This window comes from Actinomadura sp. RB99 (genome assembly GCF_014706005.1).
Lineage (GTDB): Bacteria > Actinomycetota > Actinomycetes > Streptosporangiales > Streptosporangiaceae > Spirillospora.
The window spans coordinates 22500-48139 of record NZ_JABMCA010000072.1 but is presented as its reverse complement, the minus strand read 5'-3'; the positions used below and the strand labels follow the sequence as shown (position 1 = coordinate 48139).

General features: G+C 75.0%; 23 protein-coding genes and 1 riboswitch. Of the genes, 10 read left to right on the top strand and 13 right to left on the bottom strand.

Features of this window, described 5'->3' with window-relative positions; all coding sequences use genetic code 11:
* Positions 1-111 precede the first annotated feature (111 nt).
* Positions 112-1824 carry an MFS transporter gene (locus tag amrb99_RS40240; protein ID WP_347257056.1) on the bottom strand — a complete coding sequence of 571 codons (1713 nt, stop codon included), beginning with the start codon at positions 1822-1824 and terminating at the stop codon, positions 112-114.
* Between the two features lie 114 nt (positions 1825-1938).
* On the opposite strand from amrb99_RS40240, the gene amrb99_RS40235 reads away from it, so the two are divergent.
* The 4 genes from amrb99_RS40235 (at position 1939) to cobM (ending at position 5109) form a co-directional block, all read left to right on the top strand.
* Positions 1939-2646 carry a Sir2 family NAD-dependent protein deacetylase gene (locus amrb99_RS40235; RefSeq protein WP_190866453.1) on the top strand — a complete coding sequence of 236 codons (708 nt, stop codon included), beginning with the start codon at positions 1939-1941 and terminating at the stop codon, positions 2644-2646.
* 66 nt (positions 2647-2712) lie between these two features.
* The gene (locus amrb99_RS40230; RefSeq protein ID WP_190866451.1) at positions 2713-3123 is read left to right on the top strand and encodes a TIGR03618 family F420-dependent PPOX class oxidoreductase; all 411 of its coding nucleotides are present in this window, start codon (positions 2713-2715) and stop codon (positions 3121-3123) included.
* Entirely contained in the window at positions 3116-4372 is a 1257-nt protein-coding gene (gene cbiE, locus amrb99_RS40225) for a precorrin-6y C5,15-methyltransferase (decarboxylating) subunit CbiE (protein WP_190866448.1), read from the top strand. Before amrb99_RS40230 ends, cbiE begins: the two co-directional genes overlap by 8 nt.
* The gene (cobM, locus tag amrb99_RS40220; protein ID WP_190866446.1) at positions 4369-5109 is read left to right on the top strand and encodes a precorrin-4 C(11)-methyltransferase; all 741 of its coding nucleotides are present in this window, start codon (positions 4369-4371) and stop codon (positions 5107-5109) included. Before cbiE ends, cobM begins: the two co-directional genes overlap by 4 nt.
* A gap of 39 nt (positions 5110-5148) precedes the next feature.
* Here cobM and amrb99_RS40215 read toward each other — a convergent pair whose 3' ends face one another.
* A complete protein-coding gene (locus amrb99_RS40215; RefSeq protein ID WP_347257055.1) occupies positions 5149-6186 on the bottom strand; it encodes a cobalt-precorrin-5B (C(1))-methyltransferase in 1038 nt (345 codons plus the stop codon).
* 17 nt (positions 6187-6203) lie between these two features.
* Here amrb99_RS40215 and amrb99_RS40210 point away from each other — a divergent pair, with 17 nt between their 5' ends.
* The gene (locus amrb99_RS40210; RefSeq protein ID WP_347257054.1) at positions 6204-6992 is read left to right on the top strand and encodes a cobalt-precorrin-6A reductase; all 789 of its coding nucleotides are present in this window, start codon (positions 6204-6206) and stop codon (positions 6990-6992) included.
* On the opposite strand, the gene cobJ is transcribed toward amrb99_RS40210, so the two are convergent.
* From cobJ to amrb99_RS40190, 4 genes are all read right to left on the bottom strand, one after another.
* Positions 6980-8482, bottom strand: a complete 1503-nt coding sequence (cobJ, locus tag amrb99_RS40205; protein WP_190866444.1) for a precorrin-3B C(17)-methyltransferase — start codon at positions 8480-8482, stop codon at positions 6980-6982. The genes amrb99_RS40210 and cobJ overlap by 13 nt on opposite strands.
* Complete coding sequence (locus amrb99_RS40200; protein ID WP_190866442.1) at positions 8482-9102, bottom strand: precorrin-8X methylmutase; 621 nt, start codon at positions 9100-9102, stop codon at positions 8482-8484. Before amrb99_RS40200 ends, cobJ begins: the two co-directional genes overlap by 1 nt.
* On the bottom strand, positions 9099-10247 hold the full coding sequence (locus amrb99_RS40195; RefSeq protein ID WP_190866440.1) for a precorrin-3B synthase: 1149 nt from the start codon (positions 10245-10247) through the stop codon (positions 9099-9101). The genes amrb99_RS40200 and amrb99_RS40195 overlap by 4 nt, the downstream gene beginning before the upstream one ends.
* A gap of 61 nt (positions 10248-10308) precedes the next feature.
* On the bottom strand, positions 10309-11394 hold the full coding sequence (locus amrb99_RS40190; protein ID WP_190866438.1) for a hypothetical protein: 1086 nt from the start codon (positions 11392-11394) through the stop codon (positions 10309-10311).
* A gap of 82 nt (positions 11395-11476) precedes the next feature.
* Positions 11477-11596, top strand: a riboswitch (cobalamin riboswitch).
* A gap of 114 nt (positions 11597-11710) precedes the next feature.
* On the opposite strand from amrb99_RS40190, the gene cobN reads away from it, so the two are divergent.
* Positions 11711-15277: a cobaltochelatase subunit CobN gene (gene cobN, locus amrb99_RS40185; protein ID WP_347257057.1), complete on the top strand. Its 3567-nt coding sequence runs from the start codon at positions 11711-11713 to the stop codon at positions 15275-15277.
* Between the two features lie 49 nt (positions 15278-15326).
* Here the strand turns inward: cobN and amrb99_RS40180 are convergent, their stop codons facing one another.
* The 6 genes from amrb99_RS40180 to amrb99_RS52815 all read right to left on the bottom strand — a co-directional run bounded on the left by amrb99_RS40180 (position 15327) and on the right by amrb99_RS52815 (position 21020).
* Complete coding sequence (locus tag amrb99_RS40180; RefSeq protein WP_190866434.1) at positions 15327-17279, bottom strand: HEAT repeat domain-containing protein; 1953 nt, start codon at positions 17277-17279, stop codon at positions 15327-15329.
* A gap of 10 nt (positions 17280-17289) precedes the next feature.
* Complete coding sequence (locus amrb99_RS40175) at positions 17290-17922, bottom strand: SRPBCC family protein (protein ID WP_190866432.1); 633 nt, start codon at positions 17920-17922, stop codon at positions 17290-17292.
* Positions 17919-18260 (bottom strand): metalloregulator ArsR/SmtB family transcription factor, encoded by a 342-nt coding sequence (locus amrb99_RS40170; protein ID WP_190866430.1) that lies wholly within the window; start codon positions 18258-18260, stop codon positions 17919-17921. Before amrb99_RS40170 ends, amrb99_RS40175 begins: the two co-directional genes overlap by 4 nt.
* Positions 18261-18330: 70 nt before the next feature.
* A complete protein-coding gene (locus amrb99_RS40165) occupies positions 18331-18924 on the bottom strand; it encodes a CE1759 family FMN reductase (protein WP_190866428.1) in 594 nt (197 codons plus the stop codon).
* Positions 18921-20015 carry an LLM class flavin-dependent oxidoreductase gene (locus tag amrb99_RS40160; RefSeq protein ID WP_190866426.1) on the bottom strand — a complete coding sequence of 365 codons (1095 nt, stop codon included), beginning with the start codon at positions 20013-20015 and terminating at the stop codon, positions 18921-18923. The genes amrb99_RS40165 and amrb99_RS40160 overlap by 4 nt, the downstream gene beginning before the upstream one ends.
* 81 nt (positions 20016-20096) lie before the next feature.
* Complete coding sequence (locus amrb99_RS52815; protein WP_206700289.1) at positions 20097-21020, bottom strand: MerR family transcriptional regulator; 924 nt, start codon at positions 21018-21020, stop codon at positions 20097-20099.
* 64 nt (positions 21021-21084) lie between these two features.
* On the opposite strand from amrb99_RS52815, the gene amrb99_RS40150 reads away from it, so the two are divergent.
* From amrb99_RS40150 to amrb99_RS40140, 4 genes are all read left to right on the top strand, one after another.
* Positions 21085-21855 carry a maleylpyruvate isomerase family mycothiol-dependent enzyme gene (locus amrb99_RS40150; protein WP_190866422.1) on the top strand — a complete coding sequence of 257 codons (771 nt, stop codon included), beginning with the start codon at positions 21085-21087 and terminating at the stop codon, positions 21853-21855.
* Between the two features lie 16 nt (positions 21856-21871).
* On the top strand, positions 21872-22606 hold the full coding sequence (locus tag amrb99_RS51905) for a hypothetical protein (RefSeq protein ID WP_241756382.1): 735 nt from the start codon (positions 21872-21874) through the stop codon (positions 22604-22606).
* 86 nt (positions 22607-22692) lie between these two features.
* The gene (locus tag amrb99_RS40145) at positions 22693-23913 is read left to right on the top strand and encodes a M20 family metallopeptidase (protein ID WP_241756381.1); all 1221 of its coding nucleotides are present in this window, start codon (positions 22693-22695) and stop codon (positions 23911-23913) included.
* A 172-nt stretch (positions 23914-24085) separates the two neighbouring features.
* A complete protein-coding gene (locus amrb99_RS40140) occupies positions 24086-24994 on the top strand; it encodes a hypothetical protein (RefSeq protein ID WP_190866418.1) in 909 nt (302 codons plus the stop codon).
* A 14-nt stretch (positions 24995-25008) separates the two neighbouring features.
* On the opposite strand, the gene amrb99_RS40135 is transcribed toward amrb99_RS40140, so the two are convergent.
* Positions 25009-25575 carry a YceI family protein gene (locus amrb99_RS40135; RefSeq protein WP_190866416.1) on the bottom strand — a complete coding sequence of 189 codons (567 nt, stop codon included), beginning with the start codon at positions 25573-25575 and terminating at the stop codon, positions 25009-25011.
* Positions 25576-25640: the final 65 nt, after the last annotated feature.

Here is a 25640-nt window from a genome sequence, read left to right as displayed (position 1 = left end):
GGCCGTACTGGCCCTGGCCCGCCGACGAGTGAACGTTCTGTGGGCACTTCTGCGTGACGGACGGTGCTATCAGCTCACACCACCGGTCACCGCTGCGGCTTGACAACAGCATTAGGAAGCGTCCTGGCCGGCCTTCACCGGCTCCGGGGCGTCCGCCGCCGTGTCGTCGTGGACGTAGCGGCGGCCGCGCAGCAGCGAGGCCAGCGCCGCGATCAGCGACATCGCGATCGCCATGCTGAACACGATCACCAGGCCGTGGTGGAACGGGTCGGCGATCAGGTGCGGGAAGTACGACCGGCCGGTCAGCGTGGCGGCGTCGTGCGGCGCCAGCCGCGCCAGCGCGTGGAAGGGCTCCAGCAGGTTCTGGATCGGGTTGTAGCCGAGGAACGCGGCGAACAGCGTGCCGACCGGCGGCGTCCGGCCGACCTGCGCGGCGACGTCGGGCGAGACGCCGTGCGAGGTCAGCCCGCCGGTCAGCGTCCTCGGCAGCGAGTTCGACAGCCCGGCGATCATCAGCGAGAAGAACACGCCGATCGACAGCACCATGCCGGCGTTCATGAAGGTGGCGCGCATGCCGGACGCGGCGCCGCGCTGCCCGGCCGGCACCGAGTTCATGATCGCGGTGGTGTTGGGCGCGGCGAACAGCCCGGAGCCGACCCCGTTGAGGAAGATCAGCAGGGCGAAGACCCGGTAGTCGAAGTCGGTCGGGATCAGCAGCAGGCCGAGGAAGGCCAGCGCGGACAGCATGAGTCCGCCGGAGGCGAACGCGCGGGCCCCGTGGCGGTCGGACAGGTGGCCCGAGATCGGCCCGGCGACCAGGAACCCGAGGGTGAGCGGCAGCAGGTAGATGCCGGCCCACAGCGGGGTGTCCTCGTAGTCGTAGCCGTGCAGCGGCAGCCAGATGCCCTGCAGCCAGATGATTAGCATGAACTGCATGCCGCCGCGGGAGACCGCGGCGAGCAGCCCGGCCGCGTTCCCGGCCGCGAACGCGCGGATCCTGAACAGGTCGAGGTGGAACATCGGCTCGTCGACCTTGGTCTCGATGTAGCAGAAGACCGCGAGGACCACGACGCCGCCGATGACGCCCGCCAGCACCCACGGGTTCGTCCAGCCCATGTCGTGCCCGCCGTACGGCTGGATGCCGTAGGTGATCGCGGCCAGCAGCGCGGTCAGCCCGACCGCGAAGGTCGCGTTCCCGATCCAGTCGATCCGCGCGCGGACGGCGCGGGTGGCGGTCTCGACGAGGCTGCGGTAGGCCCAGACGGTCCCGATCAGCCCGATCGGGGCGGAGGCGAAGAACACCAGCCGCCAGTCGACCTCGCTGAGCAGGCCGCCGGCGACGAGGCCGAGGAAGCTGCCCGCGATGCCGGCGACCTGGTTGACGCCCATCGCCATGCCGCGCCGGCCGGCCGGGAACGCGTCGGTGAGGATCGCGGCGGAGTTGGCCATCAGCATGGCGCCGCCGATGCCCTGGAAGACGCGCCAGGCGATGAGCCAGACGGCCCCGGCGCCGCCGTGCAGCGGGTCCAGCCCGAGCACGATCGTCCCGACCGTGAAGACCGCGAAGCCGGCGTTGTACATCCGGACGCGGCCGAACATGTCGCCGAGCCGGCCGAGCGTCACCACCAGGACCGCGGAGACGAGCATGTAGCCCATCAGGATCCACAGCAGGTAGCTGACGTTGCCCGGTTCCAGCGGGTTCAGGTGGATCCCGCGGAAGATGGCCGGCAGCGAGATGATCACGATCGAGGAGTTGACCGTCGCGAGCAGCATGCCCAGCGTCGTGTTGCTCAGCGCGATCCACGGATAGTGCTTGGTCGGCACGCGCTCCCCTCCCCAGAGATAGTTTCTTGCGCTAACTAATCATATGACGGCATATGTCCGCCAGCGCGGAAAACGGGTCGACCCTGTCACCATCCGGCCCGTACGTTCTCCCCCATGGCCGAGCGCATCGCCGTGCTGACCGGCGCAGGAATCTCCACGGACTCAGGCATTCCGGACTACCGGGGCCCGTCCGGGGTGTGGACCCGGGACCCCGAGCTGGCCCGCCTCTTCACCCGCAAGCACTTCGTCAACGACGCCGAGGTCAGGCGCCGCTTCTGGCGGACGCTCGACCTGCACGCGGGCGCCCGCCCCAACGCCGCGCACCGCGCGCTGGCCGGCCTGGAGAAGGCCGCGGCCGTGCGGATCCTCACACAGAACGTCGACGGACTGCACCAGAAGGCCGGCTCGACGCCCCGCAAGGTGCTGGAGCTGCACGGCAGCATGGCCACCACGTCGTGCCTGCGCTGCCATGCCGGGTACGCGACCGCCGACGTCCTGGCGCGCGGCGAGGACGATCCGTCCTGCCCGGCCTGCGGCGGCGTGCTGCAGCCGTCGGTCGTGCTGTTCGGCCAGTACCTCGACGCGGACGTGCTGTCGCTGGCCGGGAACATCGCCCGCGCCTCGGAGGTGTTCGTGGCGATCGGCAGCTCGCTGACCGTGGACCCGGCGGCGCGGCTGTGCGCCGTCGCGGCCGAGTGCGGAGCCCGGCTGATCATCGTCAACCGGGATCCGACGCCCTACGACGACCTCGCCGACGAGGTCGTCCGGGAGCCGATCGGCGAGGCCGTCCCGGCGCTGTGCGCGCGGCTGGCGGCCGCCTGACCCGCCCGGCGCGCGAACCGCCGCCGGTTTCTGGGATCCTGCTGCTCACCCGGACGAGAGGACGAGATGCAGGGGACACGACACCGGCTGAGCCTGGACGACGAGCGGGTGCGGGAGTTCTGGCGGGAGCGGCGGGTGTGCACGCTGGTCACCGTCCGGCCGGACGGCACGCCGCACGCCGTGCCGGTGGGCGCGACGCTGGACGCCGACGCCGGGCTGGTGCGCGTGATCACCTCGGCGGACTCGGCGAAGGCGCGGCACGTGCGGGCCGCGGGCGCGGCGGGGCTGCCGGCCGCGGTGAGCCAGGTGGACGGCCGGCACTGGATCACGGTCGAGGGCCGGGCCGTCCTCAGGACGGACGCCGCCTCCGTCGCCGACGCCGAGCGCCGCTACGCCGAGCGGTACAAGCCGCCGCGCGCCAACCCGCGGCGGGTCGTGATCGAGATCGCGGTCGGGCGGGTGCTGGGCAATGTCTGACGGGATCACCCGGCCGGACCTGCGGGCGGACCTGCGTGAGGATGTCCCGGAGGAGGCGCCGGCGGCGCCGGACGTCTGGGTCGTCGGGATGGGCGCGGACGGCTGGGAGGGCCTCACCGAGCCCGCCCGGGACGCGTTCCGCAAGGCGGAAGTGATCATGGGCGGGCCGCGGCAGCTCGGGCTGCTGCCGGCGCTGGACGCCGAGCGGGCGCTGTGGCCGTCGCCGATGCTGCCGGGGCTGCCGACGCTGTTCGAGGCGCACCGGGGCCGCCGGATCGCGGTCGCGGCGAGCGGCGACCCGATGTTCTACGGGGTCGGGACGACGCTGGTCCGGCTGCTGGGCGCGGACCGGGTGCGGGTGGTGCCGCACGCGTCGTCGCTGTCGCTGGCGTGCGCGCGGCTCGGCTGGCCGGTCGAGGACACCGAGGTCGTGAGCGCGGTCGGGCGGCCGCTGTCGGTGCTGGGCGCGGTGCTGGCGCCGGGCCGGCGGGTGCTGGTGCTGAGCGCGGACGCGGACACGCCCGCCGAGGTCGCGGCGCTGCTGGACGAGCGCGGCTACGGCGGCAGCGAGGTGACCGTCCTGGAGCGGCTGGGCGCTGAGGACGAGCGCGTCGGCCCCGTCCCGGACGATCCGGGCGCGCTGAACGTCGTGGCGATCCGCTGCGAGGGGCCCGGGACGCCGGTCGTGCCGGGGCTGCCGGACGACTCCTACGACCACGACGGGCAGATCACCAAGCGGGAGGTCCGCGCGATCACCCTGGCGCGGCTGGGGCCGGTGCCGGGCGAGCTGCTGTGGGACGTCGGGGCGGGCGCCGGCAGCATCGGGATCGAGTGGATGCGCGCGCACCGCTCGTGCCGGGCCATCGCGATCGAGGAGCGGCCGCTGCGCGCCGCGCGGATCGAGGCGAACGCGCGGGCCCTCGGCGTGCCGGGGATCCGGGTCGTCGTCGGGGAGGCGCCCGCCGCGCTGGCGGGCCTCGGCGCGCCGGACGCGGTGTTCATCGGCGGCGGCGTCACCGCGCCCGGGATGGTGGACGCGTGCTGGGAGGCGCTGCGGCCGGGCGGCCGGCTGGTCGTCAACGCGGTCACGATCGAGTCGGAGCGGGTGGTGACGCAGGCGCGCGAGCGGCTCGGCGGCGACCTGACCAGGATCGAGATCGGGCGCGCCGGGGCGGTCGGCGGGTTCACCGGCTGGCGGCCGATGATGCCCGTGACGCAGTGGGCCGCGACGCGGGGGGACGGCCGGTGACCGTGCACTTCATCGGCGCCGGGCCGGGCGCCGCCGACCTGATGACCGTCCGCGGCCGCGACCTGGTCGCGGCGTCGCCGGTGTGCCTGTACGCGGGGAGCCTCGTCCCGCCGGAGGTGCTGGGGTGGTGCCCGGAGGGCGCGCGCCTGGTGAACACGGCGGGCATGGTCCTGGACGACATCGTCGCCGAGCTCGTCGCGGCGCACGGGCGCGGGCAGGACGTGGCGCGGCTGCACTCGGGCGACCCGTCGGTGTTCAGCGCGATGGCCGAGCAGATGCGGCGGCTGGACGCGGCGGGCGTGCCGTACGACGTGACGCCGGGCGTGCCCGCGTTCGCGGCGGCGGCGGCCTCGCTGGGCCGGGAGCTGACCGTCCCCGAGGTGGCGCAGACCGTGGTGCTGACCCGCACGTCGGCGCGGGCGACGCCGATGCCGCCGGGCGAGGACCTCGCGACGCTCGGCCGGAGCGGCGCGACGATGGTGCTGCACCTGGCCGTCCAGCGGATCGGGCCGGTGGTGGACGAACTGGTTCCGAACTACGGCGCGGACTGCCCGGTCGCCGTGGTCGCCTACGCGTCCCGGCCGGACGAGGTGGTCGTCCGGGGCACGCTGGCCGACATCGCCGCGAAGGTCCGCGAGGCGGGCATCGAGCGGACCGCGGTGATCATCGTCGGCCGGGTCCTGACCGCCGAGAACTTCACCGACAGCCACCTCTACTCCGCCGCCCGCCGCCGCTGAGCGCGTTCACCGCGGCGCGGATTCAGGAGCTGAGCGGGGTCAGGGGCCGGCGCGGCCGACGATCGTGCCGGCGCGGTCGATGACGACGACGTCGACGGCCACGGGCGCGCCGCGCAGGGTGGCCAGCGCGGTCTCGCGGGCGCGGGCCGCCACGAGGTCGCCCAGCGGGACGCCGGCGCGCTGGCAGATCTGAAGTGCGTCGAGCGCGGTGTTGGCGCCGCGCACCCGCTCGGCGGTCTCCGGGTCGCCGACCATTCCGGCGAGGACCTCGAAGTCGACCTGGGAGCGCTTGGAGTGCAGGTCGAGGTGGCCGGCGGCGAGCTTGGCGAGCTTGCCGACGCCGCCCGCGATCGTCAGCCTCGGCACCGGGTGGCGGCGCAGGTACTTCAGCACGGCCCCGGCGAAGTCGCCCATGTCGAGCAGCGCGTCCTCCGGGAGGCCGTACAGGTCGGCGGCCACCCTTTCGGACGTGCTGCCGGTCGCGCCCGCGACGTGCTCGCGTCCCATGGCCCGGGCGACGTCCACGCCGCGCCGGATGCTGTCGATCCACGCCGAGCACGAGTACGGGACGACGACGCCGGTCGTGCCGAGGATCGACAGCCCGCCGAGGATGCCGAGGCGCGGGTTCCACGTGCGGCGCGCCAGCTCCTCGCCGCCGTCGACGGAGATCTCCACGATGACGTCGGCGGCGCCGAGCACCTCGCGCATCATCCGGCGCGGCACCGGGTTGATCGCCGGTTCGCCGACCTCCAGCGGCAGGCCGGGGCGCGTGACGGTGCCGACGCCCGGTCCCGCGCGGAACACCACCCCGCCGCCGGGCGGGCCCGGCCGGACGGTCGAGCGGACGAGCGCGCCGTGCGTGACGTCGGGGTCGTCGCCCGCGTCCTTGACGATCCCGGCCGTCGCGAACCCGTCGCCGAGCTCCTCGACGGCCAGCGCGAACGCGGGCGTCTGCCCCTTCGGCAGCGTGATCTCGACGGGGTCGGGGAACTCGCCGGTGAGCAGCGCGGCGTGCGCCGCCTTGGTCGCGGCCGTCGCGCACGCCCCGGTCGTCCAGCCGTAACGGAGATCGCTCACGGCAATACCCTGGTGGCGTGACCCTGCCCGTGGAAGAGACCCCGCGCCTGGAAGAGCCCCTGCGCGTGCTGCTGCTCGGCGGCACCGGCGAGGCGCGGCGGCTGGCCGGGCACCTCGCCGGCGATCCCCGCTACGACGTGATCAGCTCGCTGGCGGGCCGGACGGCCGACCCCGACCTGCCGCCGGGCCGCACCCGCATCGGCGGGTTCGGCGGCCCGGACGGGCTCGCGGCCTGGCTGCGCGACGAGCGGATCGGCGCGGTCGTCGACGCGACGCATCCGTTCGCCGCGCTCATGACCGAGTCCGCCGTGCTCGCGGCGGAGCGGACCGGTGTCCCGCTGCTGGTGCTGCGCCGCCCCGGCTGGACGGAGGGCCCCGGCGACGACTGGCGGCGCGTCCCGTCGCTGGAGGCCGCCGCCGCGGACCTGCCCGGCGAGCGGGTCTTCCTGACCACCGGCCGCAAGAACCTCGCCGCGTTCGCGGGCGACGCGCGCCGCTGGTTCCTCGTCCGGTCCGTCGACCCGCCGGAGCCGCCGCTGCCGCCGCGGATGGAGGCGGTCCTCGCGCGCGGCCCGTTCACCGTCGGCGAGGAGCTGGCGCTGATGCGCGAGCACGCGATCGACGCGCTGGTCACCAAGGACAGCGGCAGCGCGATGACGTCCGCCAAGCTCGCCGCGGCCCGGACGCTGCGGATCCCGGTGGTCATGGTCGACCGGCCGCCCGCCCCGGACGGCGTCCCGATCGCCGCGACGGTCGAGGAGGCGGCCGCGTGGCTCGACCGGCACCGGCCGGCTCATGAGGGGTAGCGGCGCGGCGTGAAGACGGTCGTGCGGCCGTCGCCGCGCTCGGCGACCGTCGTCTGCGACGAGCCGACCAGCAGCAGCGTGCGCATGTCGACGCCGTCCGCGTCGAGGTCGGCGAGGCGGACCACCCGGACGCTCTCCTCGGGGCCGCCGACGTCGCGCCCGATGACGACCGGCGTGTCCGGCGAGCGGTGCTCCAGCAGCACGTCGCGGGCCTTGGCGACCTGCTCCTTCCGGGTCCTCGACGCCGGGTTGTAGATCGCGATGACCAGGTCGGCGGCCGCCGCGGCGGCGAGGCGGGACGCGATGACGTCCCAGGGCTTCAGCCGGTCCGACAGCGACAGCACGCAGTAGTCGTGCCCGAGCGGCGCGCCGATCCGGGACGCGACGGCGTTCGCGGCGGTCAGCCCCGGCAGGACCCGCACCGGGACGTCCTTCCAGCGGTCCTCGGCGGCGACCTCCAGCACCGCCGCGGCCATCGCGAACACGCCCGGGTCGCCCGACGACACCACCGCCACGCGGCGTCCCCGCTCGGCGAGCGCGAGCGCGAACTCCGCCCGCTCCGACTCGACCCGGTTGTCGGACGCGTGCCGCTCCTGCCGGGGGTTCGCGGGCACCCGCGCCAGGTAGGGGGCGTATCCGACGAGGTCGTCGGCGGTGGCGAGGGCGTCCTGCGCCTCGGGGGTGAGCCATTCGCGGCCCGCCGGGCCGAGCCCGACGATCGCGACCTCGCCCCGCCCCTCCCCCGGCGCGGCGGGTTCCGGCAGCTCGCGGCGCGTCCGCTCGTGCACGCGGCTCGGCAGGATCGCGACGGAGAAGTACGGGACGGTCTCCGGGTCGACCTCGGCCAGCGGCAGCGCCCGCTGCCCGTCGGTGGTGGCGCGCTCGACGTACCAGGCGTCGTCCAGGCGGCCCGCCTCGTCCAGGGCCGCGCGGACGCCGCCGAACGTCCGGCCGAGCTTCAGCACGGCGGCCGAGTCGGTGGCGGCGAGGCGGCGCGCCAGGTCGCCGGGCGGCAGCGTGCCGGGCAGGACGGTCAGCACCTCGTCGCGCTCGACCAGCGGGCGGCCCAGCTCGGCGGACGCGGCGCTCACCGACGTCACGCCCGGCACCACCGTCGTCGGGTACCGGCCGGAGAGCCGCTTGTGCAGGTGCATGTACGAGCCGTAGAAGAACGGGTCGCCTTCGCACAGCACCACGACGTCGCGCCCGGCGTCGAGATGCTCGGCGAGCCGCGCCGCGCACCGCTCGTAGAACTCCTCCAGCACGGCCCGGTAGTCGTTGGTCCGCTCGGTGGTGACCGGGTAGATCAGGGCTTCCTCGATCTGCCCTTCGCGCAGGTGGGGGGCGGCGATGCGGCGGGCGATGCTGCGCCCGTGCCGCGCCGCGTGGTGCACGACCACGTCCGCGCCCTCCACGAGCCGGGCCGCCTTCACGGTGATCAGCTCGGGGTCGCCGGGGCCGAGCCCCACCCCGTACAGGTGTCCGGTCATCACTCTTCCTCGCTGGCGATGGCGTTGATCGCGGCGGCGGTCATCGCGCTGCCGCCGCGCCGCCCGCGCACCACCAGGTACGGCAGGCCGGACGCGGCGAGCGCGTCCTTGGACTCGGCGGCGCCGATGAACCCGACCGGGATGCCGAGCACGGCGGCGGGCCGGGGCGCGCCGTCCGCGACCATCTCCAGCAGCCGGAACAGCGCGGTCGGCGCGTTGCCGATCGCGACGACGGAGCCGCCGAGGCGGTCGCGCCACAGCTCCAGCGCGGCGGCGCTGCGGGTGGTGCCGAGCTCCGCGGCGAGCGCGGGCACGCGCGGGTCGCCGAGCGTGCAGACCACGTCGTTGTCCGCGGGGAGCCGCCCGCGGGTGACGCCCGCCGCGACCATCCGCGCGTCGCACAGGATCGGCCGGCCCGCCAGCAGCGCTTCGCGGGCGGCCGCGACGACGCCGGGCGCGTGGTCCAGGTCGCGCACCAGGTCGGTCATCCCGCACGAGTGGATCATGCGGACGGCGACCCGGGCGACGTCGTCCGGCAGCCCCGCGAGGTCCGCCTCCGCCCTGATGGTCGCGAACGACCGCCGGTAGATCTCCGCGCCGTCGCGGACGTAGTCGATCACTCGCTCCTCCGTGTCGTGGCGGCGGCCGCCGCCGTCGCCGTCAGGTCGTGGGACCGGGCGCGGACCTCGTCGCCGAGCCGCACCTCGTAGCCGCCGGGGACGGCCACGACCGCGACGTGCCGGTCGGCGGGGCGCCCGCACTGGCGCTCGCAGCCCGACCAGTGCACCGGCAGGCCGCCGCCGGCCCGGCGGGCCCGCGCCGCGTCCGCGCGCACGTCGGTGCGCGACTTCGCGCAGCCGGGACGGCCCGCGCAGGACGTCAGCCCCGCCCAGTCGGGTCCGGTGACCAGGCCAGGGAAGTGTGACATGTCCGCGATGCCGGGAATGACGACGCCCCGCCACGGAGTGACAATGATCTCCCCGGCGGCGCCCAGCCCGGCCGGGTCGAGGCGGCCGAGCGGGACCAGCCCGGAGAACGCCGTCCGCCCGTCCCGCTGCGGGATCTCGCCGAGCGGCGTCCGGTACGGGACCGCCGGGACCGGGACGGGTGCGCTCCTGCTCCCCGGCAGCGGGAGGTCGCGGCCGAGTTCGGCGAGCCGCCACTCGCTCGTCCGGACGCGCAGGAACGCGCGCGCGGCGTCCAGCGCGAGGGCGGCGGCGTCCTCCGGGGCCGCCCGCAGGCCGCTGTCCGTCCCGGCGAGGACCAGGGCGAACGCGTCCGGCGCCACCGCGTACAGGCCGACGTCGGCGCGCAGCGCGATGACGTCGCCGCGCCCGTCGTCGACCGCGAACAGGAACCGGCCGGGCAGGCCGGCGAGGTCCGGGTCGGCGCACAGGCCCGCGTCCAGCGCCGCCACGACGGGCCGGGCGTCCAGCAGCCCGGAGCCGTCGCGCCCGGTCAGCACGCTGCCGAGGATGTTGCGGACGCGCTCGTGCGCGGCGGACGGCAGCAGCCCGGCCGCGTGCAGCCGCTCGCTCAGCTCGCTCTCCGCCCCGTCCGCGAGCCCTCTGATCTGCACATTCGCTCGCGACGTCAGTTCGAGGAACCCGTCGCCCAGCTCCCGCGAAGCGGCGGCGAGGGCGTCGAGCCGCGGCCGCGTCAGCGCGCCGCCGGGCAGCCGGACGCGCGCCAGCCCCCCGTCGGCGGCGGCGTGCACCCGCAGAGCCCCCGGACACCGGTCCGGGCCGGAACGCGAAGTCGACACGCGAGGATCCTAAGGCCCGCTCCGAGGGCCCCGGCGACGCGATCTCGGGCCGCGGGCCGGGTCAGGAGGCCATCGCCGAGTCGCAGTGCCCGAGCCCCGAGAAGGTCGTCCGGACCGTCCCGTCGATGGCCCTGCCGAACGCGTCCAGGCCGTTCAAGCAGGCATAACGCGGTTCCCCGCTCGAGACGAGGACGACGCCGACACCCGTGCCCGGCGTCTGCGGGATCGTGCGGGTGACCCGCATCGGCCTCCCCTCGGTGAAGGCGAACAGGACGGTGGCGTCCGGCCTCCGCATCATCCCGTAGCCGGAACGTCCGTCCGGGCCCATGGTGACGGACGAGACGCCGCCCGGCGCGCGGAACAGGACCCGCCCCTCGCGCAGGCCCGATCCGCCGGCGCGGGTGTCGGTCGCGCGGACGGTGACGTTCTGGACGGCGGCGTCCTGCCCGGCCCCGGGAACGAGGTCGCCGATGGTGTAGCCGAGCGTCCGGCCGTCGCGGGCCCAGACGATCTCGCCGACGACCGAGGGCCCGGCCGCGCTCCAGGTGCGGCGGTTCCCCGTCGCGGTGTCGAGCACGGTCAGCGCGGCGCGCGCCGGGCTCGCGGGCGCCAGTGCGCGCGGCGGGTCCGCGGACCCCGGCGTGTGCGGCGGCTCCGGCGCGCAGGGCGCGGTCGTGTAGGCGAGCCGGTCGCCTCGGCGGTTCATCGCGAGGCCCGCGACCAGCGCGGGGGTGGTGCCGCCGGGCATCGGCGCGAGCCCGGTCACGTGGCCGTCACCGGTCAGCCGGAACCGGAAGAGGCGCGTCTCGCACGGGTCGCTCCGCGAGGCGGCGACCACGAACCTGCCGTCCGGGCCGGCGAGGATCTCCTGCACCGCGCCGGCGGAGTCCGGCGGCCGTACCGCGTCGACCGGCCGCTCGGGCGCGCCCGTCCGGGGCATCGTGCGCACGTCGAGCCACGTCCCCTGGCGTCCCGCGGCGAGCAGGAAGCGCGGCGTCCGGTACGGGAAGCCCGCCGCCTCCCGCGGGGTCTCCCCGCCGACGGTCGCGCCGACCGCGGCGATGGCGGCGCCGACCAGGACCGCCAGCGCGGCGGGTGCCGCCCAGCGCCGGATCCGCCACGAGACCGGCTCGCTCTCCCGCTGCATCGGAAGATCGTCCCATGGCGGGCGGCGCCCCCGGGCGCGCCGGGGCGGCGGGAATCGGGTTAGGGTGTGGGCGGCGACAAGGGAGGAAGCCGGTGCGAATCCGGCGCGGTCCCGCCACTGTCACCGGGGAGCGGACCCCACCGAAGGCCACCGTGCGAGCGGGAAGGCCGGGGCGAGCGCCGATCCGGGAGCCAGGAGACTCCGTGCCGCCACTCCGCCCCTTTGCGGCGCAAGCCCGAGGGTCTGGGGGTCCGCCCCCCCAGCGGAGGCACTGTCTGACCTGCGATTCGGGGCGAGGACCCCGGGTGAGGACGCGATCCGCGTGATCCTGCTGCTGTCCACCTCGGACACCGACCTGCTCAGTGCGCGCGCGAGCGGCGCCGACTTCCGGCTCGCCAACCCGGCCCGCACGTCCGTCGACGACCTGCCCGCGCTGGTGGACTGCACCGACCTGGTGGTGGTGCGGCTGCTGGGCGGGAGGCGCGCGTGGGAGGAGGGCCTCGACGCGCTGCTCGCGGGCCCGCGCCCGGTGGTGGTGCTCAGCGGCGAGCAGGCGCCGGACGCCGAGCTGATGGAGCTGTCGACCGTCCCCGCCGGGGTGAGCGCCGAGGCGCACGCCTACCTGGCGCACGGCGGTCCCGGCAACCTCGCCGAGCTGTTCGCCTTCCTGTCCGACACGGTGCTGCTCACCGGGTTCGGCTTCGCTCCCCCGGCCCCCACCCCGACGTGGGGCGTGCTGGAGCGGGAGCGCACGTCGGACGAGGGACCGGTCGTCGGCGTCCTGTACTACCGCGCCCACCACCTCGCCGGGAACACCGCGTTCGTCGAGGCGCTGTGCGCGGCGATCGAGGCGAAGGGCGGGCGGGCGCTCCCGGTGTTCTGCGCGTCGCTGCGCACCGCCGAGAAGGAGCTGCTGGACACGCTCCGGCGGGCGGACGCGCTGGTCGTCACCGTGCTGGCGGCGGGCGGCACGAAGCCGGCGTTCGCGGGCGCGGGCGGCGACGACGAGGCGTGGGACGTCGGCGCGCTCGCCGAACTGGACGTCCCGATCCTGCAGGGCCTCTGCCTGACCAGCGAGCGCGCGGCGTGGGAGGCCAACGACGACGGGCTGTCCCCGCTGGACACCGCGACGCAGGTCGCCGTGCCGGAGTTCGACGGCCGGATCATCACGGTGCCGTTCTCGTTCAAGGAGACCGACGAGGACGGCCTCAGCGTCTACGTCGCCGACCCGGAGCGGGCCGCGCGGGTCGCGGGGATCGCCGTCCGGCACGGGCGGCTGCGGCACGTCCCGGCGCGGGACAAGCGGGTCGCGCTGATGCTGTCGGCGTACCCGACCAAGCACGCGCGGATCGGGAACGCGGTCGGGCTCGACACCCCCGCCAGCGTGGTGAGGCTGCTCGCCGAGATGCGCGAGCGCGGCTACGACGTCGGCGACGCGCTGCCGGGCGAGGGCGACGCGCTCATGCACGCGCTCATCGCGGCGGGCGGCCAGGACCCCGACTGGCTGACCGAGGCGCAGCTCACCGGCAACCCCGTCCGCATCCCGGCGGCGCGCTACCGGGCCTGGTACGCGACGCTCCCGCGGGACCTGCGCGACGGCATCGAGCGGCACTGGGGGGCGCCGCCGGGCGAGCTGTTCGTGGACGACTCGCGCGACCCGGACGGCGAGATCGTGCTCGCCGCGCTGCGGTCCGGGAACGTCGTCGTGATGGTGCAGCCGCCGCGCGGGTTCGGCGAGAACCCCGTCGCGATCTACCACGACCCCGACCTCCCGCCGAGCCACCACTACCTGGCGGCGTACCGGTGGATCGCGGACGGGTTCGGCGCGGACGCCGTCGTCCACGTCGGCAAGCACGGGAACCTGGAGTGGCTGCCCGGCAAGTCCGCCGGAATGTCGGCGTCCTGCGGGCCGGACGCGGCGGTCGGCGACCTGCCGCTGGTCTACCCGTTCCTGGTGAACGACCCGGGCGAGGGCACGCAGGCCAAGCGGCGCGCGCACGCCACGCTCGTCGACCACCTGATCCCGCCGATGGCGCGGGCGGAGAGCTACGGCGACATCGCGCGGCTGGAGCAGCTCCTCGACGAGCACGCGAACATCGCGGCGCTCGACCCGGCGAAGCTGCCCGCGATCCGGGCGCAGATCTGGACGCTGATCCAGGCCGCCCGCCTCGACCACGACCTCGGCCTGGACGACCGGCCGCACGACGCCGAGTTCGACGACTTCCTGCTGCACGTGGACGGCTGGCTGTGCGAGGTGAAGGACGTCCAGATCCGCGACGGCCTGCACGTCCTCGGCGCCGCCCCGGCCGGGGAGACGCGCGTCGACCTGGTGCTGGCGATGCTGCGGGCGCGGCAGATGTGGGGCGGGTCGGTGACGCTGCCCGGCCTGCGCGAGGCGCTCGGTTTGAAGGACGGCGCCGCCCGGACCGAGGTCGACGCCGTGGAGGAGCGGGCGCGGGCACTGGTCGCCGCGATGGAGGAGCGCGGCTGGGACCCGGCCGCCGCGTCCCAGGTCGCGGAAGGGGTCGCGGACGGGCGGGTCGCGGACATCCTGCGGTTCGCCGCGACGGAGATCGTCCCGCGGCTGGAGCGGACCCGCGACGAGATCGGCATGGTGCTGCACGCCCTCGACGGCGGGTACGTGCCGGCCGGGCCGAGCGGGTCCCCGCTGCGCGGCCTCATCAACGTGCTGCCGACCGGCCGCAACTTCTACTCCGTCGACCCGAAGGCCGTCCCGTCCCGGCTCGCCTACGACACCGGGCGCGCGATGGCGGACTCGCTGCTGGACCGGTACCGGGAGGACACCGGCGAGTGGCCGCGGTCGGTCGGGCTGTCGGTGTGGGGCACCAGCGCGATGCGCACGTCCGGCGACGACATCGCCGAGGTCCTCGCGCTGCTCGGCGTCCGGCCGGTGTGGGACGAGGCGTCCCGCCGCGTCACCGGCCTCGAGGCGGTGCCGCTCGACGAGCTGGGCCGTCCGCGCATCGACGTGACGATCCGGATCAGCGGGTTCTTCCGCGACGCGTTCCCGCACGCCGTCGCGATGCTCGACGACGCCGTGCGGATCGCGGCGGACCAGGACGAGCCCGACGACATGAACTTCGTCCGCGCGCACGTGCGGGCGGACCTCGCCGAGAGCGGCGACGAGCGGCGGGCGACCCTGCGGGTGTTCGGGTCGCGGCCCGGCGCGTACGGGGCGGGCATCCTGCCGCTGATCGACAGCCGCAACTGGCGCGACGACTCCGACCTCGCCGAGGTGTACGCGGTGTGGGGCGGCTACGCCTACGGGCGCGGCCTCGACGGCGTCCCGGCGCGCGGCGACATGGAGAACGCCTACCGGCGGATCAGCGTCGCGGCCAAGAACACCGACACCCGCGAGCACGACATCGCCGACTCCGACGACTACTTCCAGTACCACGGCGGCATGATCGCGACGGTGCGGGCGCTGACCGGGAAGGCGCCGAGGGCCTACATCGGCGACAGCACCCGCCCGGACGCCGTCCGCACCCGCACGCTGGACGAGGAGACGTCCCGCGTGTTCCGCGCGCGCGTCGTCAACCCGCGCTGGCTCGCGGCGATGCGCCGGCACGGCTACAAGGGCGCGTTCGAGCTGGCGGCGACGGTCGACTACCTGTTCGGCTACGACGCGACCGCCGGGGTCGTCGCCGACTGGATGTACGAGAAGCTCGCGCGGACGTACGCGCTCGACGCCGAGAACCAGGCGTTCTTCAACGAGTCGAACCCGTGGGCGCTGCACGGCATCACCGAACGGCTCCTCGAAGCCGCCGACCGCGGCATGTGGGAGCACCCGGAACAGGACACCCTGGACGCCCTGAAGCGCCTCTACCTGGAGGTCGAAGGCGACCTGGAGGATTCCGACTGAGCAGTGCCGGCCCGGGTCCACTGGCGGCGGCCGGCGGAGTCAGGGCGGGTCAGTCGAGGAGGCGTGCGGCGAGCGAGCGCAGTTCCCTGTCCTCGGCGAAGCCCCGCCACCCGCCGTTGTTGCGGTGCCGCCGGTCGGAGTCGAGGATCTCGCGCACCGCCCAGCCGCCGGGCACGGCGCCCCCCATGTCGGCCAGGTACCGCATCGCCGCCCACCGGAACGGCAGGTACTGGCCCCGCGCCAGGTCGTACGCCGCGCCGCACAGAACGTCCGCGGCGGTGTCCACGTCGCCGGTGACCCGATGGTAGGCGTTGGCCGCCTCCGTTCGCGCCCAGTCGTCACTGGACTTCATGAGCATCCGGAAGTGGTCGGCGTAAGCGGCGCCGTGCGCACCGAGATCGGCGAGGAACCGCAGATCCCGGCCCGGGTACCGCTGGTCGAGCAGGGCGTCCGCGACCTCGAGCAGCGGCGCCGGATCACCCGTGACCTTGAAGAACGCCCAGGGGAGCGCGAACCTCCGCTGCCCCGCGATCCGCTCGTCGCGGTGCTCCCCGCGCTGGGACAGCGCGTCCGCCGCATCGGCGGCGGCCGGGCCGATCGCGCCGATCGCGATCGCGGCCTGCGCGGCCGCCTCGGTGTCGAGCAGCCGGACGAGTTCGGGCATCGCCGGCGCCGCCGGCGGCCCCCACTCCTGCAGCACCCGCGCGAGGGTGCGGCCGGAGTCGACGCCGTCCATCCGCGCCCGGATCGCGGGGAGGAGGTCGTCCGCGTGCCCGCCCAGCGGGGCGAGCGAATGGAGGATGGACGGCGGCGAGGTGGTCAGCACCGAGCCCGTGAACGCGTCGACCATCGGCGGCGTCCCCGCGAGCCGTTCGACCAGGTAGGGGACGCAGCGCGGGTCCTTGCGCCAGGCGAGGCCCCATGCGGCGAGGTCGGAGACCCGCTCGTCGCCGTACCGGGACAGCGGCGCGCCGTCGCCGAGCCGGTCGGCGAGCAGGTCGGGGTCGCCCTCGTCCAGTCCCGCGGTCAGGAGGACGGCGTAGGAGCGCGCCGCCGGAGACGCGTCGGCGCAGAGGGCGGACACGCCGGGCAGCAGGCGCTCCACCGGCGACCGCAGCTCGCTAAGCAGGTGCGCGGCGAGGCGTACCGCGCCGATCCTGAGGTCGGCATCGGCGTCGCCGAGGAAGGCGGCGCACAGGTCGAGGCGCGCGGACGGGTCATCCTCGATCCGCCCCGCGATCCACCCGAGCAGGCGGGCCGCGCCGCCGCCGAAGTACGGGACGAGGTCGGGGCTCGCACCGCCGACCCACGGGACGTCCCGCCAGACCGCGATGTCGCCGCGGAGCGCCTCGACGGCCACGGCGAGGTCCGGGCGCTGCGCTCCGACCGCCGCCGAGAGCGCCGTCTCGGCGGCGAGCCGGAGCTGCGGGTCGTCCGATGTGCGCAGGTCTCGGAGCCAGACAAGCGTCTCGGGCAGCACGCCCACCGTGCAGCCGGGCGCCAGGTCGCCCGCGGCGAGGACGATCCCGAGCCGCGCCGCCGCGTCGTCCTCGCCGTCCCACCTGGCGCGCAGCGCCGGGACGATCGCGTCCGCGTCGCTCACGGCGGCCGACAGCGTGCTCGTCAGTTCCCGCCGGACGGCGACGTCGGGATCGTCCAGCAGGGCGAGGAGCCGTGGCAGAGCGGCGGCCCAGGCGTCCGGCCAACCGGCGTCGACGCGCGGGATCGTGTTCGCCTCGTGGACGAGCCGTCCGAGCAGTTCCAGGAGGCCGATCCGGTAGGCCGTGTCCGGCGATGAGACCAGCTCGACCAGGTACGGCAGGGCGGCGACGGCGGCGTCGCAGACGAATCCGCCCTGGTGGTAGAGCCGGCTGTCGAGGTCGTCCACCGCTTCGACGCTCTCCGCGGCGGCGCGCAGGAGGCCGGGGACGTCTTCGGCGGAGCCGTAGGCGTGCCGCAGAGCGGACCAGTCGATCTCGTCCAGACCCCGGAGAAGCGTCACAGAACGGAGATCATTCCACGGAACCGGTGTAGGCGGCGATGGTGCGGTCCGCGCGGGCGCGGGCGTCGGCCTCGGCGGTCCCGGAGGCGGCGTCCGCGGCGTACCAGCCCTCCGCGCAGCCGGTCATGAAGTCGCGGGCCTCGTCGGACGCCTGCCACTCCGGACCGAGGTCCGCCGGGACGTCCTTCCCGGTCGACAGGTGCAGGGAGAGGCCGAGCAGGCCCATGTCCCAGCCGACGCCGACGGCTCCCGGGCCGAACTGCTCCCAGTGGTCGTCGACGTGGGTGATGTGCTCCAGCTCGAACCGGGTCCGGTCGCCGTCCTCGGGCGTCAGCCGCACCTCGATCCAGCTGGTCTGCCCGGCGAACTCCCAGGTGGCGAAGAAGCTCTTGGGAGGGTCGCAGCGCTCGACGGTGCCGCCGGCGTTGCCTTCGAGCTGGTACCGGCCGCCGGGGCGCAGGTCGCCCGAGACGGGCAGGAACCAGCGCGGGATCCGTTCGACGTTGGTGACGGCGTCCCACACGTCCTCGACGGGGGCGGCGTAGGTCTGGCTGATGACGACGGCGCGGGCGGTGCCGGCCTCCATCTCGCGCTCGCCGACGCGGCGGCGCACGGCGTTGATCTGCCCGGTCACATCGATCATGGTTCCTCCTCGGTCCGGCGTGCGCGCCGGCCCCTGGCGATCTCGGTGGCCAGGGCGTCCAGATGCGGCGTCCAGTAGCGGCGGAAGCGGTCGAGCCAGGCGTCGATCTCCTGGAGCGGCGCGGTGCCGACGCTGTAGAGGCGCCGTGTCCCGTCCGGCCGGACGACCGCGAAGCCCGCCTCCCGCAGCACCCTGAGGTGCTGCGATACGGCGGGCTGCGAGATGCCGAACTCCTCCCGGACGACCGACGACACCGCGCCCGAGGACCGCTCGCCGTCGGCGAGCAGTTCGAGGATGCGGCGCCGGACCGGGTCGCCCAGCACATCGAAGGCGTGCACGGTCCTCAATATATGGGCTCGGCTTATATAAGCCAAGCCTTAAGCAATGAGGGCGGGCACGGGTCCGGGGTCAGCGTCCGGCGAGGAGGTCCTCGAACGGGACGGGTTCGTCGTACGGGTCGGCCTTCGCGGCGGCGGGACGCCCGGCGATCGCGGCGGCGAGCTCGGCGCCCGCGCGGGCGATCCGGTCGGGCAGCCCGCTCTCGGCGCTCCCCCAGTCCTCCGACGCGGCGAACACCGCCGTCGGCATGGCGTTCGCACGCAGATAGGCGAACAGCGGGCGCATCGCGAAGTCGATGGCCAGGGAGTGCCGGGCGGTGCCGCCGGTCGCGCCGAGCAGCACCGGCCTGCCCTCCAGGTCACCGCGCTCGATCACGTCGAAGAACGTCTTGAACAGGCCGCTGTAGGACGCGTTGAAGACCGGCGTCACCGCGATCAGCCCGTCCGCGCCGGTCACCGCCTGGACGGCGGTGCGGAACTCCCCCGACGGGAAACCGGTCAGGTTCGCGTCGACCATCGCGTGGGCGTGGTCGCGCAGCTCGACGGTCTCCACGGCGACGTCGCCGCCGAGCGCCTTCGCGGCCGACTCGGCGAGGCGGTCGGCGAGCAGCCGCGTGGACGACGGCTGCCCGAGCCCCGCCGAGACCACGGCGAGCGTCGTCATCGGGCCACCTCCGCGTTCTCCTTGGCCGCGACCAGCGCGGCGTGCGTCGGCGCGGCCGCCGGGACGTGCGCGGGCCGCAGCGCCTCGAACTCCTTGCGCAGCACCGGGACGACCTCCTCGCCCAGCATGTCGATCTGCTCCAGGACGGTCTTCAGCGGCAGTCCCGCGTGGTCCATCAGGAACAGCTGCCGCTGGTAGTCGCCGAAGTGGTCGCGGAACGTCAGCGTCCGGTCGATGACCTGCTGCGGGCTGCCGACGGTCAGCGGCGTCTCGCGGGTGAAGTCCTCCAGCGACGGGCCGTGCCCGTAGACGGGCGCGTTGTCGAAGTAGGGCCGGAACTCGCGGACGGCGTCCTGGGAGTTCTTCCGCATGAACACCTGGCCGCCGAGGCCGACGATCGCCCGGTCGGCGGACCCGTGCCCGTAGTGCTCGTAGCGGCGCCGGTACAGGCCGATCAGCCGCTGGAAGTGGTCGGTGGGCCAGAAGATGTGGTTCGCGAAGAACCCGTCGCCGTAGTAGGCGGCCTGCTCGGCGATCTCCGGGCTGCGGATCGAGCCGTGCCACACGAACGGGGGCGCCCCGTCCAGCGGGCGCGGCGTCGAGGTGAACGACTGGAGCGGCGTGCGGTACTTGCCCTCCCAGTCGACGACGTCCTCGCGCCAGAGCCGGTGCAGCAGGTGGTAGTTCTCGATGGCGAGCGGGATGCCGTCGCGGATGTCCTTGCCGAACCAGGGGTAGACGGGCCCGGTGTTGCCGCGCCCCATCATCAGGTCCACCCGCCCGTCCGCGAGGTGCTGGAGCATCGCGAAGTCCTCGGCGATCTTCACCGGGTCGTTCGTGGTGATCAGCGTGGTCGAGGTGGACAGGATCAGCCGCTCGGTGCGCGCCGCGATGTAGCCGAGCATCGTCGTCGGGGAGGACGGCACGAACGGCGGGTTGTGGTGCTCGCCGGTGGCGAAGACGTCGAGCCCCGCCTCCTCGGCCTTGAGCGCGATCGCGACCATCGCCTTGATCCGCTCGGCCTCGGACGGGGTCCGGCCGGTGGTCGGGTCGGTGGTGACGTCGCCGACCGTGAAGATCCCGAACTGCATGCCGGCCTCCAAGTAGTAGAACTTTCAATTACCCTACCGAACCCCGGCCCCCGCCCCGCTATTCCGGTCCCCGGCCCCCCGCTACGGCACGGACCGCTCGAGCGCCTCCAGCAGCCAGAAATGCAGCGCACCGAGGGTCACCGACTCCCCCGTGACCAGGCGGAACAGCTCCCAGTACCGGGCGACGCGAGGATCGCGCTCCACCTCCGAGGCGCGCAGGATCACCCGCCGGAACCCCGGCGTGTCCCTGGCGCTCCTCCCCGCGGCGTGGGCGTCCACGAACCGGTCCAGCGCCGCGCCGGGCCCCGGCGCCGCCCCCGCCAGGACCAGCGGTGCCGCCAGCTCCATCGCCTCGCTCATCCCGGCCAGCAGCGACTCCTCGTCGCCCACGGCCCGCACGTTCGACCGCGCCTGCTCCAGCAGCCTGCGGTTCAGCGACCGGTCCCCGGTCAGCACGACCATCTCGGCGTAGGCGACCACCTGCGCCGGGGACGGATCGGCGGGCGGCGGCGGGACCACCCGCTCCAGGAACGCCTCGACCCGCTCGTCCGGCAGCGGCGCCATGATCCGGCGCAGCCAGAACTCCACCAGCGCGGCGCGCGCGGCACGGCCGTCCTCGGCGGCCGCGAGCAGGTCCAGCCGCGCCGCCCGCCGGTCCGCCGGCGCCGCCTCCACCGCGCCCAGCGCAGCGCGGCGCCAGGCCAGCGCCGACATCTCCGCCTCCAGCGCGGCCCGTTCGGCGGCCACCGCCTCGCCGAGCGACCGCTCCCCCGCCAGGACGGCCGCGATGGCGGGCAGGCCGAGCCCGAGGCCGCGCAGCCGCCGGACGAGCCGCAGCCGGTCGGCGGCCGCCGCGTCGAACCGGCGGTGCCCGCCCGCGCTGCGCGCCGGTTCGAGGATCCCCTCGTCGCAGTAGAACCTGATCGTCCGGACGGGCACGCCGGTCAGCGCCGCCAGATCGCCGATGCCGAGGACCCCCGGTCCTGTGGCGCCGGTCACACTCACTTGAACCTCCACCGGGCTGGAGTTCCTACGGTACGGGCACGACGTCCACGAGGAGGGAGCGAACATGGACGACACGGTGCTCGGCGCCCACCGCATCGCCGAGGCGCTGCGCGAGCACACCGGAGGGATGGCCGGGGCCGTCGCCGGCGCGGACCCGGACACCGCGGTGCCGACCTGCCCGGACTGGACCCTGCGCGATCTCGTCGGCCACATCGGCCAAGCGCACCGGTGGGCCGCCGGGTTCTTCCGCGCCGGCGAGACCGATCTGGTCACGGAGCTGCCCCGGGCCGCGCCCGACGCGCCGGAGGACTGGCCCGGCTGGCTGCGCGCCGGCGCGGACGACCTCGTCCGGGTCTTCGAGGCGGACCCGGACCGCACCGTCGCGCACCCGCTCATGGGCCCGCGCCCGGCCGCGATGTGGCTGCGGCGGATGCTGCACGACACGGTCGTCCACCACGCCGACGCCGCCCTCACCACCGGCGTCCGGTACGAGGTGGCGCCCGACGTCGCGGCCGACGGGATCACCGAGTGGCTGGGGCTGCTGTCCGAGCCCGCCGCGGCGGAACTCCAGCCGCGGCTCGCCGAGCTGCGCGGGCGGGGCGAGACGCTGAGCCTGCGCCCGTCCGAACCGTCCGTGCCCGGATGGGTGATCACCCGCGCGCCGGACGCGATCCGCTGGGAGCGCGCCGACCGGGACGGCGACATGACCATCGCCGGGCCCGTCCGGGACCTCCTGCTGGTGTTCGCGCGGCGCCTCCCGCCGGACGGCGCGGAGGCGAAGGTGACCGGCGACCGGGCGCTGCTGGACCACTGGCTCGCCCGCACGGCGTTCTGACCTCCACACTGGGGCGATGGGGGACGAGCGGGACGAGTGGCAGGCCGACCCCCGCCGGGACGGCCTGGCCGCGTTCGCGGCGGTCGAGGACGACCGCGCCGGATCGCATCCCGGCGTCCGCCATGTCCGGGCCCTGGGGACGGTGTACCGGTTCGACATCCACCACCCGGGCGACGTGGACATCCATCCCGACCGGCAGCGCCAAGAGGTGCGCGGCATGCGGGGGCCGGACGGGCGGGAGCGCCGCGTCGCCGAGGGTGAGACATGGCGGTTCGCCTGGTCCTGGTACCTGACGGGGGCGCTGCGGGCGACGGCGGCCTTCACGCACGTCCAGCAGTTCTTCGCCTCGGTCCCCGGCGGCGGGCCGGGCGGCGGACCGGTGCTGGTGACGTCGCTGCGGCGGCGCGGCGGCCGCGACCTGCTGGAGCTGAACGCGATCCGGTCGGGCGTGGTCGTCGGCGCCGCCGACCTCGGCCCGCTCCGCGGCCGGTGGATCGGCGTCCGGATCGAGGCGCGGTTCGCCGCGGCCCCGCACGGGCGCGTCCGCTGGACGATCACGGCCGGCGGGCCGGGCGGCGCCGGGGCCGCGGTCGTCGACGTCGAGCGCGGCGGGCTCGACCTGCGCCCCGGCGCGGCGGGCGTCTCCCCCAAGTGGGGCGTCTACCGGTCGCTGAAGGACCCGGCGCGGCTCGGCGACGCGCACCTCCTCATCAAGGATCTTCGAGCCCGCCGATTGCGGCATTTCGGGTGACCACGGCGATACGGTGCAGGGGCGGCGCCGGAACGGGCCGCCCGGAAAGCCCCCGCGGCCACCGGAGACCCCCTGAGGAGGAACCGTTGAGCCAGCCTTCGACCGTCCCCGGGTCCCTGCGCGACGACGCCGCCGCCCTGCAGGACGACCTCGCGCGGCTCCGCGGCGCGCTGCACCGCGAGCCCGAGCTCGGCCTGGACCTGCCGCGGACCCAGGAGAAGGTGCTCGCGGCCCTCGACGGGCTCCCGCTGGAGATCACCACCGGCGAGCGGCTGACCTCGGTGACGGCGGTGCTGCGCGGCGCCCGCCCGGGCCCGACGGTGCTGCTGCGCGGCGACATGGACGCGCTCCCCGTGACCGAGCGCGGCGACGCCGCCGTGGTCTCCCGGGTCGACGGGGTGATGCACGCCTGCGGCCACGACCTGCACACCACGATGCTGGCGGGCGCGGCGCGCCTGCTCGCGGCCCGGCGCGACGACCTCGCGGGGAACGTGGTGTTCATGTTCCAGCCCGGCGAGGAGGGCCTCGGCGGCGCGCGGATCATGATCGAGGAGGGCGTGCTGGAGGCGTCCGGCGAGCGCCCCGTCGCCGCGTACGCCCTGCACGTGTTCTCCGCGGCGCTGCCGCAGGGGATGTTCGTGACCCGGGGCGGGCCGATCATGGCGGCCGCGGACCGGCTGCGGGTCACCGTCCGGGGCGTCGGCGGGCACGGGTCCATGCCGCACCTGGCGAAGGACCCGCTGCCGGCCGCCTGCGAGATGGTCACCGCGCTGCAGACGATGGTGACCCGCGCGTTCGACCCGTTCGACCCGGTGGTGCTGACGATCGGGTCGTTCCACTCCGGCACGATGGACAACGTGATCCCGGACGAGGCGAGCTTCTCCGGCACCGTCCGGTCGTTCTCCCCGGCGTCGCACGAGAAGCTGAAGGAGCGGACGGTCGAGCTGGTGCGGGGCCTCGCGAAGGCGCACGGCCTCGACGTCGAAGTCAGTTACGTCCAGGACTACCCGGTGACGGTCAACGACGGCGCCGAGGCCGCGTTCACGGCGGACACCATCCGGGAGGTGTACGGGGAGGACCGCTACTTCGACTCGCCGCAGCCGTTCCCCGCCTCGGAGGACTTCTCGTTCGTGTGCGACGAGGTACCGTCGGCGTTCGTCGTGATGGGCGCGTGCCCGTCCGGCGCCGACCCGGGCAAGGCGGCCGTGAACCACTCCGCCGACGCCCGCTACGACGACGCCGTGCTCGCGGACGGCGCCGCGCTCTACGCCGAGCTGGCCGCCCGGCGGCTGGCGCGGGAGAACTGACCGGCACGGGGAACCACCACGGGGAGCCGACGCGCGACCGGTGCGGAGCAGCCGAAACATTCCGGCCCGCCCGGTCGTCAGACTGGGGGGCGGGGCGGACCCGCCCGGCGCACGGCATGGCAACGGGACGGGGCGGGACCGGCGGTCCCCCGCGGCGGATCGGAGGGCGCCGGTGTTCATCGGGCTGCTGACGGCGGTGGGCGCGTCGGCCTGCTACGGGACGGGATCGGTCCTGCAGGCGCTCGGCGCCAGGCGGTCCGCGGCGCGCGAGACCGCCGCGGGCGCCGGGTCCACCGAGTACGGCGGGCCGAGCCTGTCCGCCACCGCCAAGGCCGTGGTGACGTGGGAGTTCATCGTCGGGACGGTGCTGGACACGGCCGGGTTCGCGCTCGGCGCGCTGTCGGCGAAGTTGGTGCCGCTGTTCCTGTCCCAGACGGTGATCAGCGCGAACCTGGTGATCACCGCGGTGCTCGGCATCTGGGTGCTCGGGATCCGGCTCGTCCGGCCGGAGTGGATCTCGATCGGGGTGGTGTGCGCCGCGCTGGTGCTGCTCGCCGGCACCGCCGGGCACGAGGGCGCCGGGCGCGTCGCGATCGGCTGGCACTGGGGGCTGCTCGGGGTGTCGGTGCTGCTCGTCGCCGCGGCGCTGCCGATCGTCCGGCTGATGGGCTCGCGCGCCGCGATCCCCGCCGGACTGCTGTCGGGGCTGTGCTTCGGCGCGGTCGGCGTCGGCGTCCGGATCCTCAACGGCACCGACCCGCTCGCCTGGCGGGACCTGCTCGGCGACCCCGCACTGTACGCGATCGCGATCGCGGGCCTCGGCGGGATGTACTTCCACACGCTCGCGCTGCAGATCGGGTCGATCAACGGCGCGACGGCGGCGCTGGTCGCGGGCGAGACGGTCGTCCCGGGGATCATCGGGGTGCTGTGGCTCGGGGACGCCTCGCGCGACGGCATGGCGGTCCCGGCGGCCGTCGGGTTCGTGCTGGCCGTCGCCGGCGCGGTGGCGGTCGCCTGGTACGGCAACCCGCACGTCCCCGGCGTCCGCGAGCCCGAACCGGCCGAGAGCGTCGGGGGCTGAGGGGCGCCCGGCGGTCAGCCCTCGTGGACGGCCTGGATCTCCAGGGCGATCGCGATCGTGTCGCCGAGCATGACCTTGTCGCCCTGCAGCGGCACGTTGAACTCGATGCCGAAGTCGCGGCGGCTGATGGACGCGGTCGCGGTGAAGCCGGCGCGGGTGCCGCCCCACGGGTCGGACCCGATGCCGTGGAACTCGGTCAGCAGCCGCACCGGCCGCGTGACGTCCTTGACCGTCAGTTCCCCGTCCAGGTGGTAGCGGGGGCGCTTCGCTCGGCGGCCGATCGTGGCGCGTTCCACCCCGGTCCCCCGGAAGGTCATGACCGGATGGCGCTGGACGTCGAGGAAGTCGGCCGAGCGGACGTGCTCGTCGCGCTCGGGGCTGCGGGTGTCGATCGAGCCCATCCTGATCTCCGCCCGCGCGGTGGAGTCCATCGGGTCGTCACCGATCACGACCTCGCCGCCGAAGTCGGGGAACGAGCCGCGGACGGTGGTCATCAGGTGCCGGATCGTGAAGGTGATCTCGGAGTGGACCGGGTCGATGGACCAGCGGCCCGGCGCGAGGCCCCCCACCTCGTCCCCCATGACAAATCCCCCTAAAGAGCGCAATCAGGTTCAAACACGAAAAGTTACCGTAAACCAGTCCATGA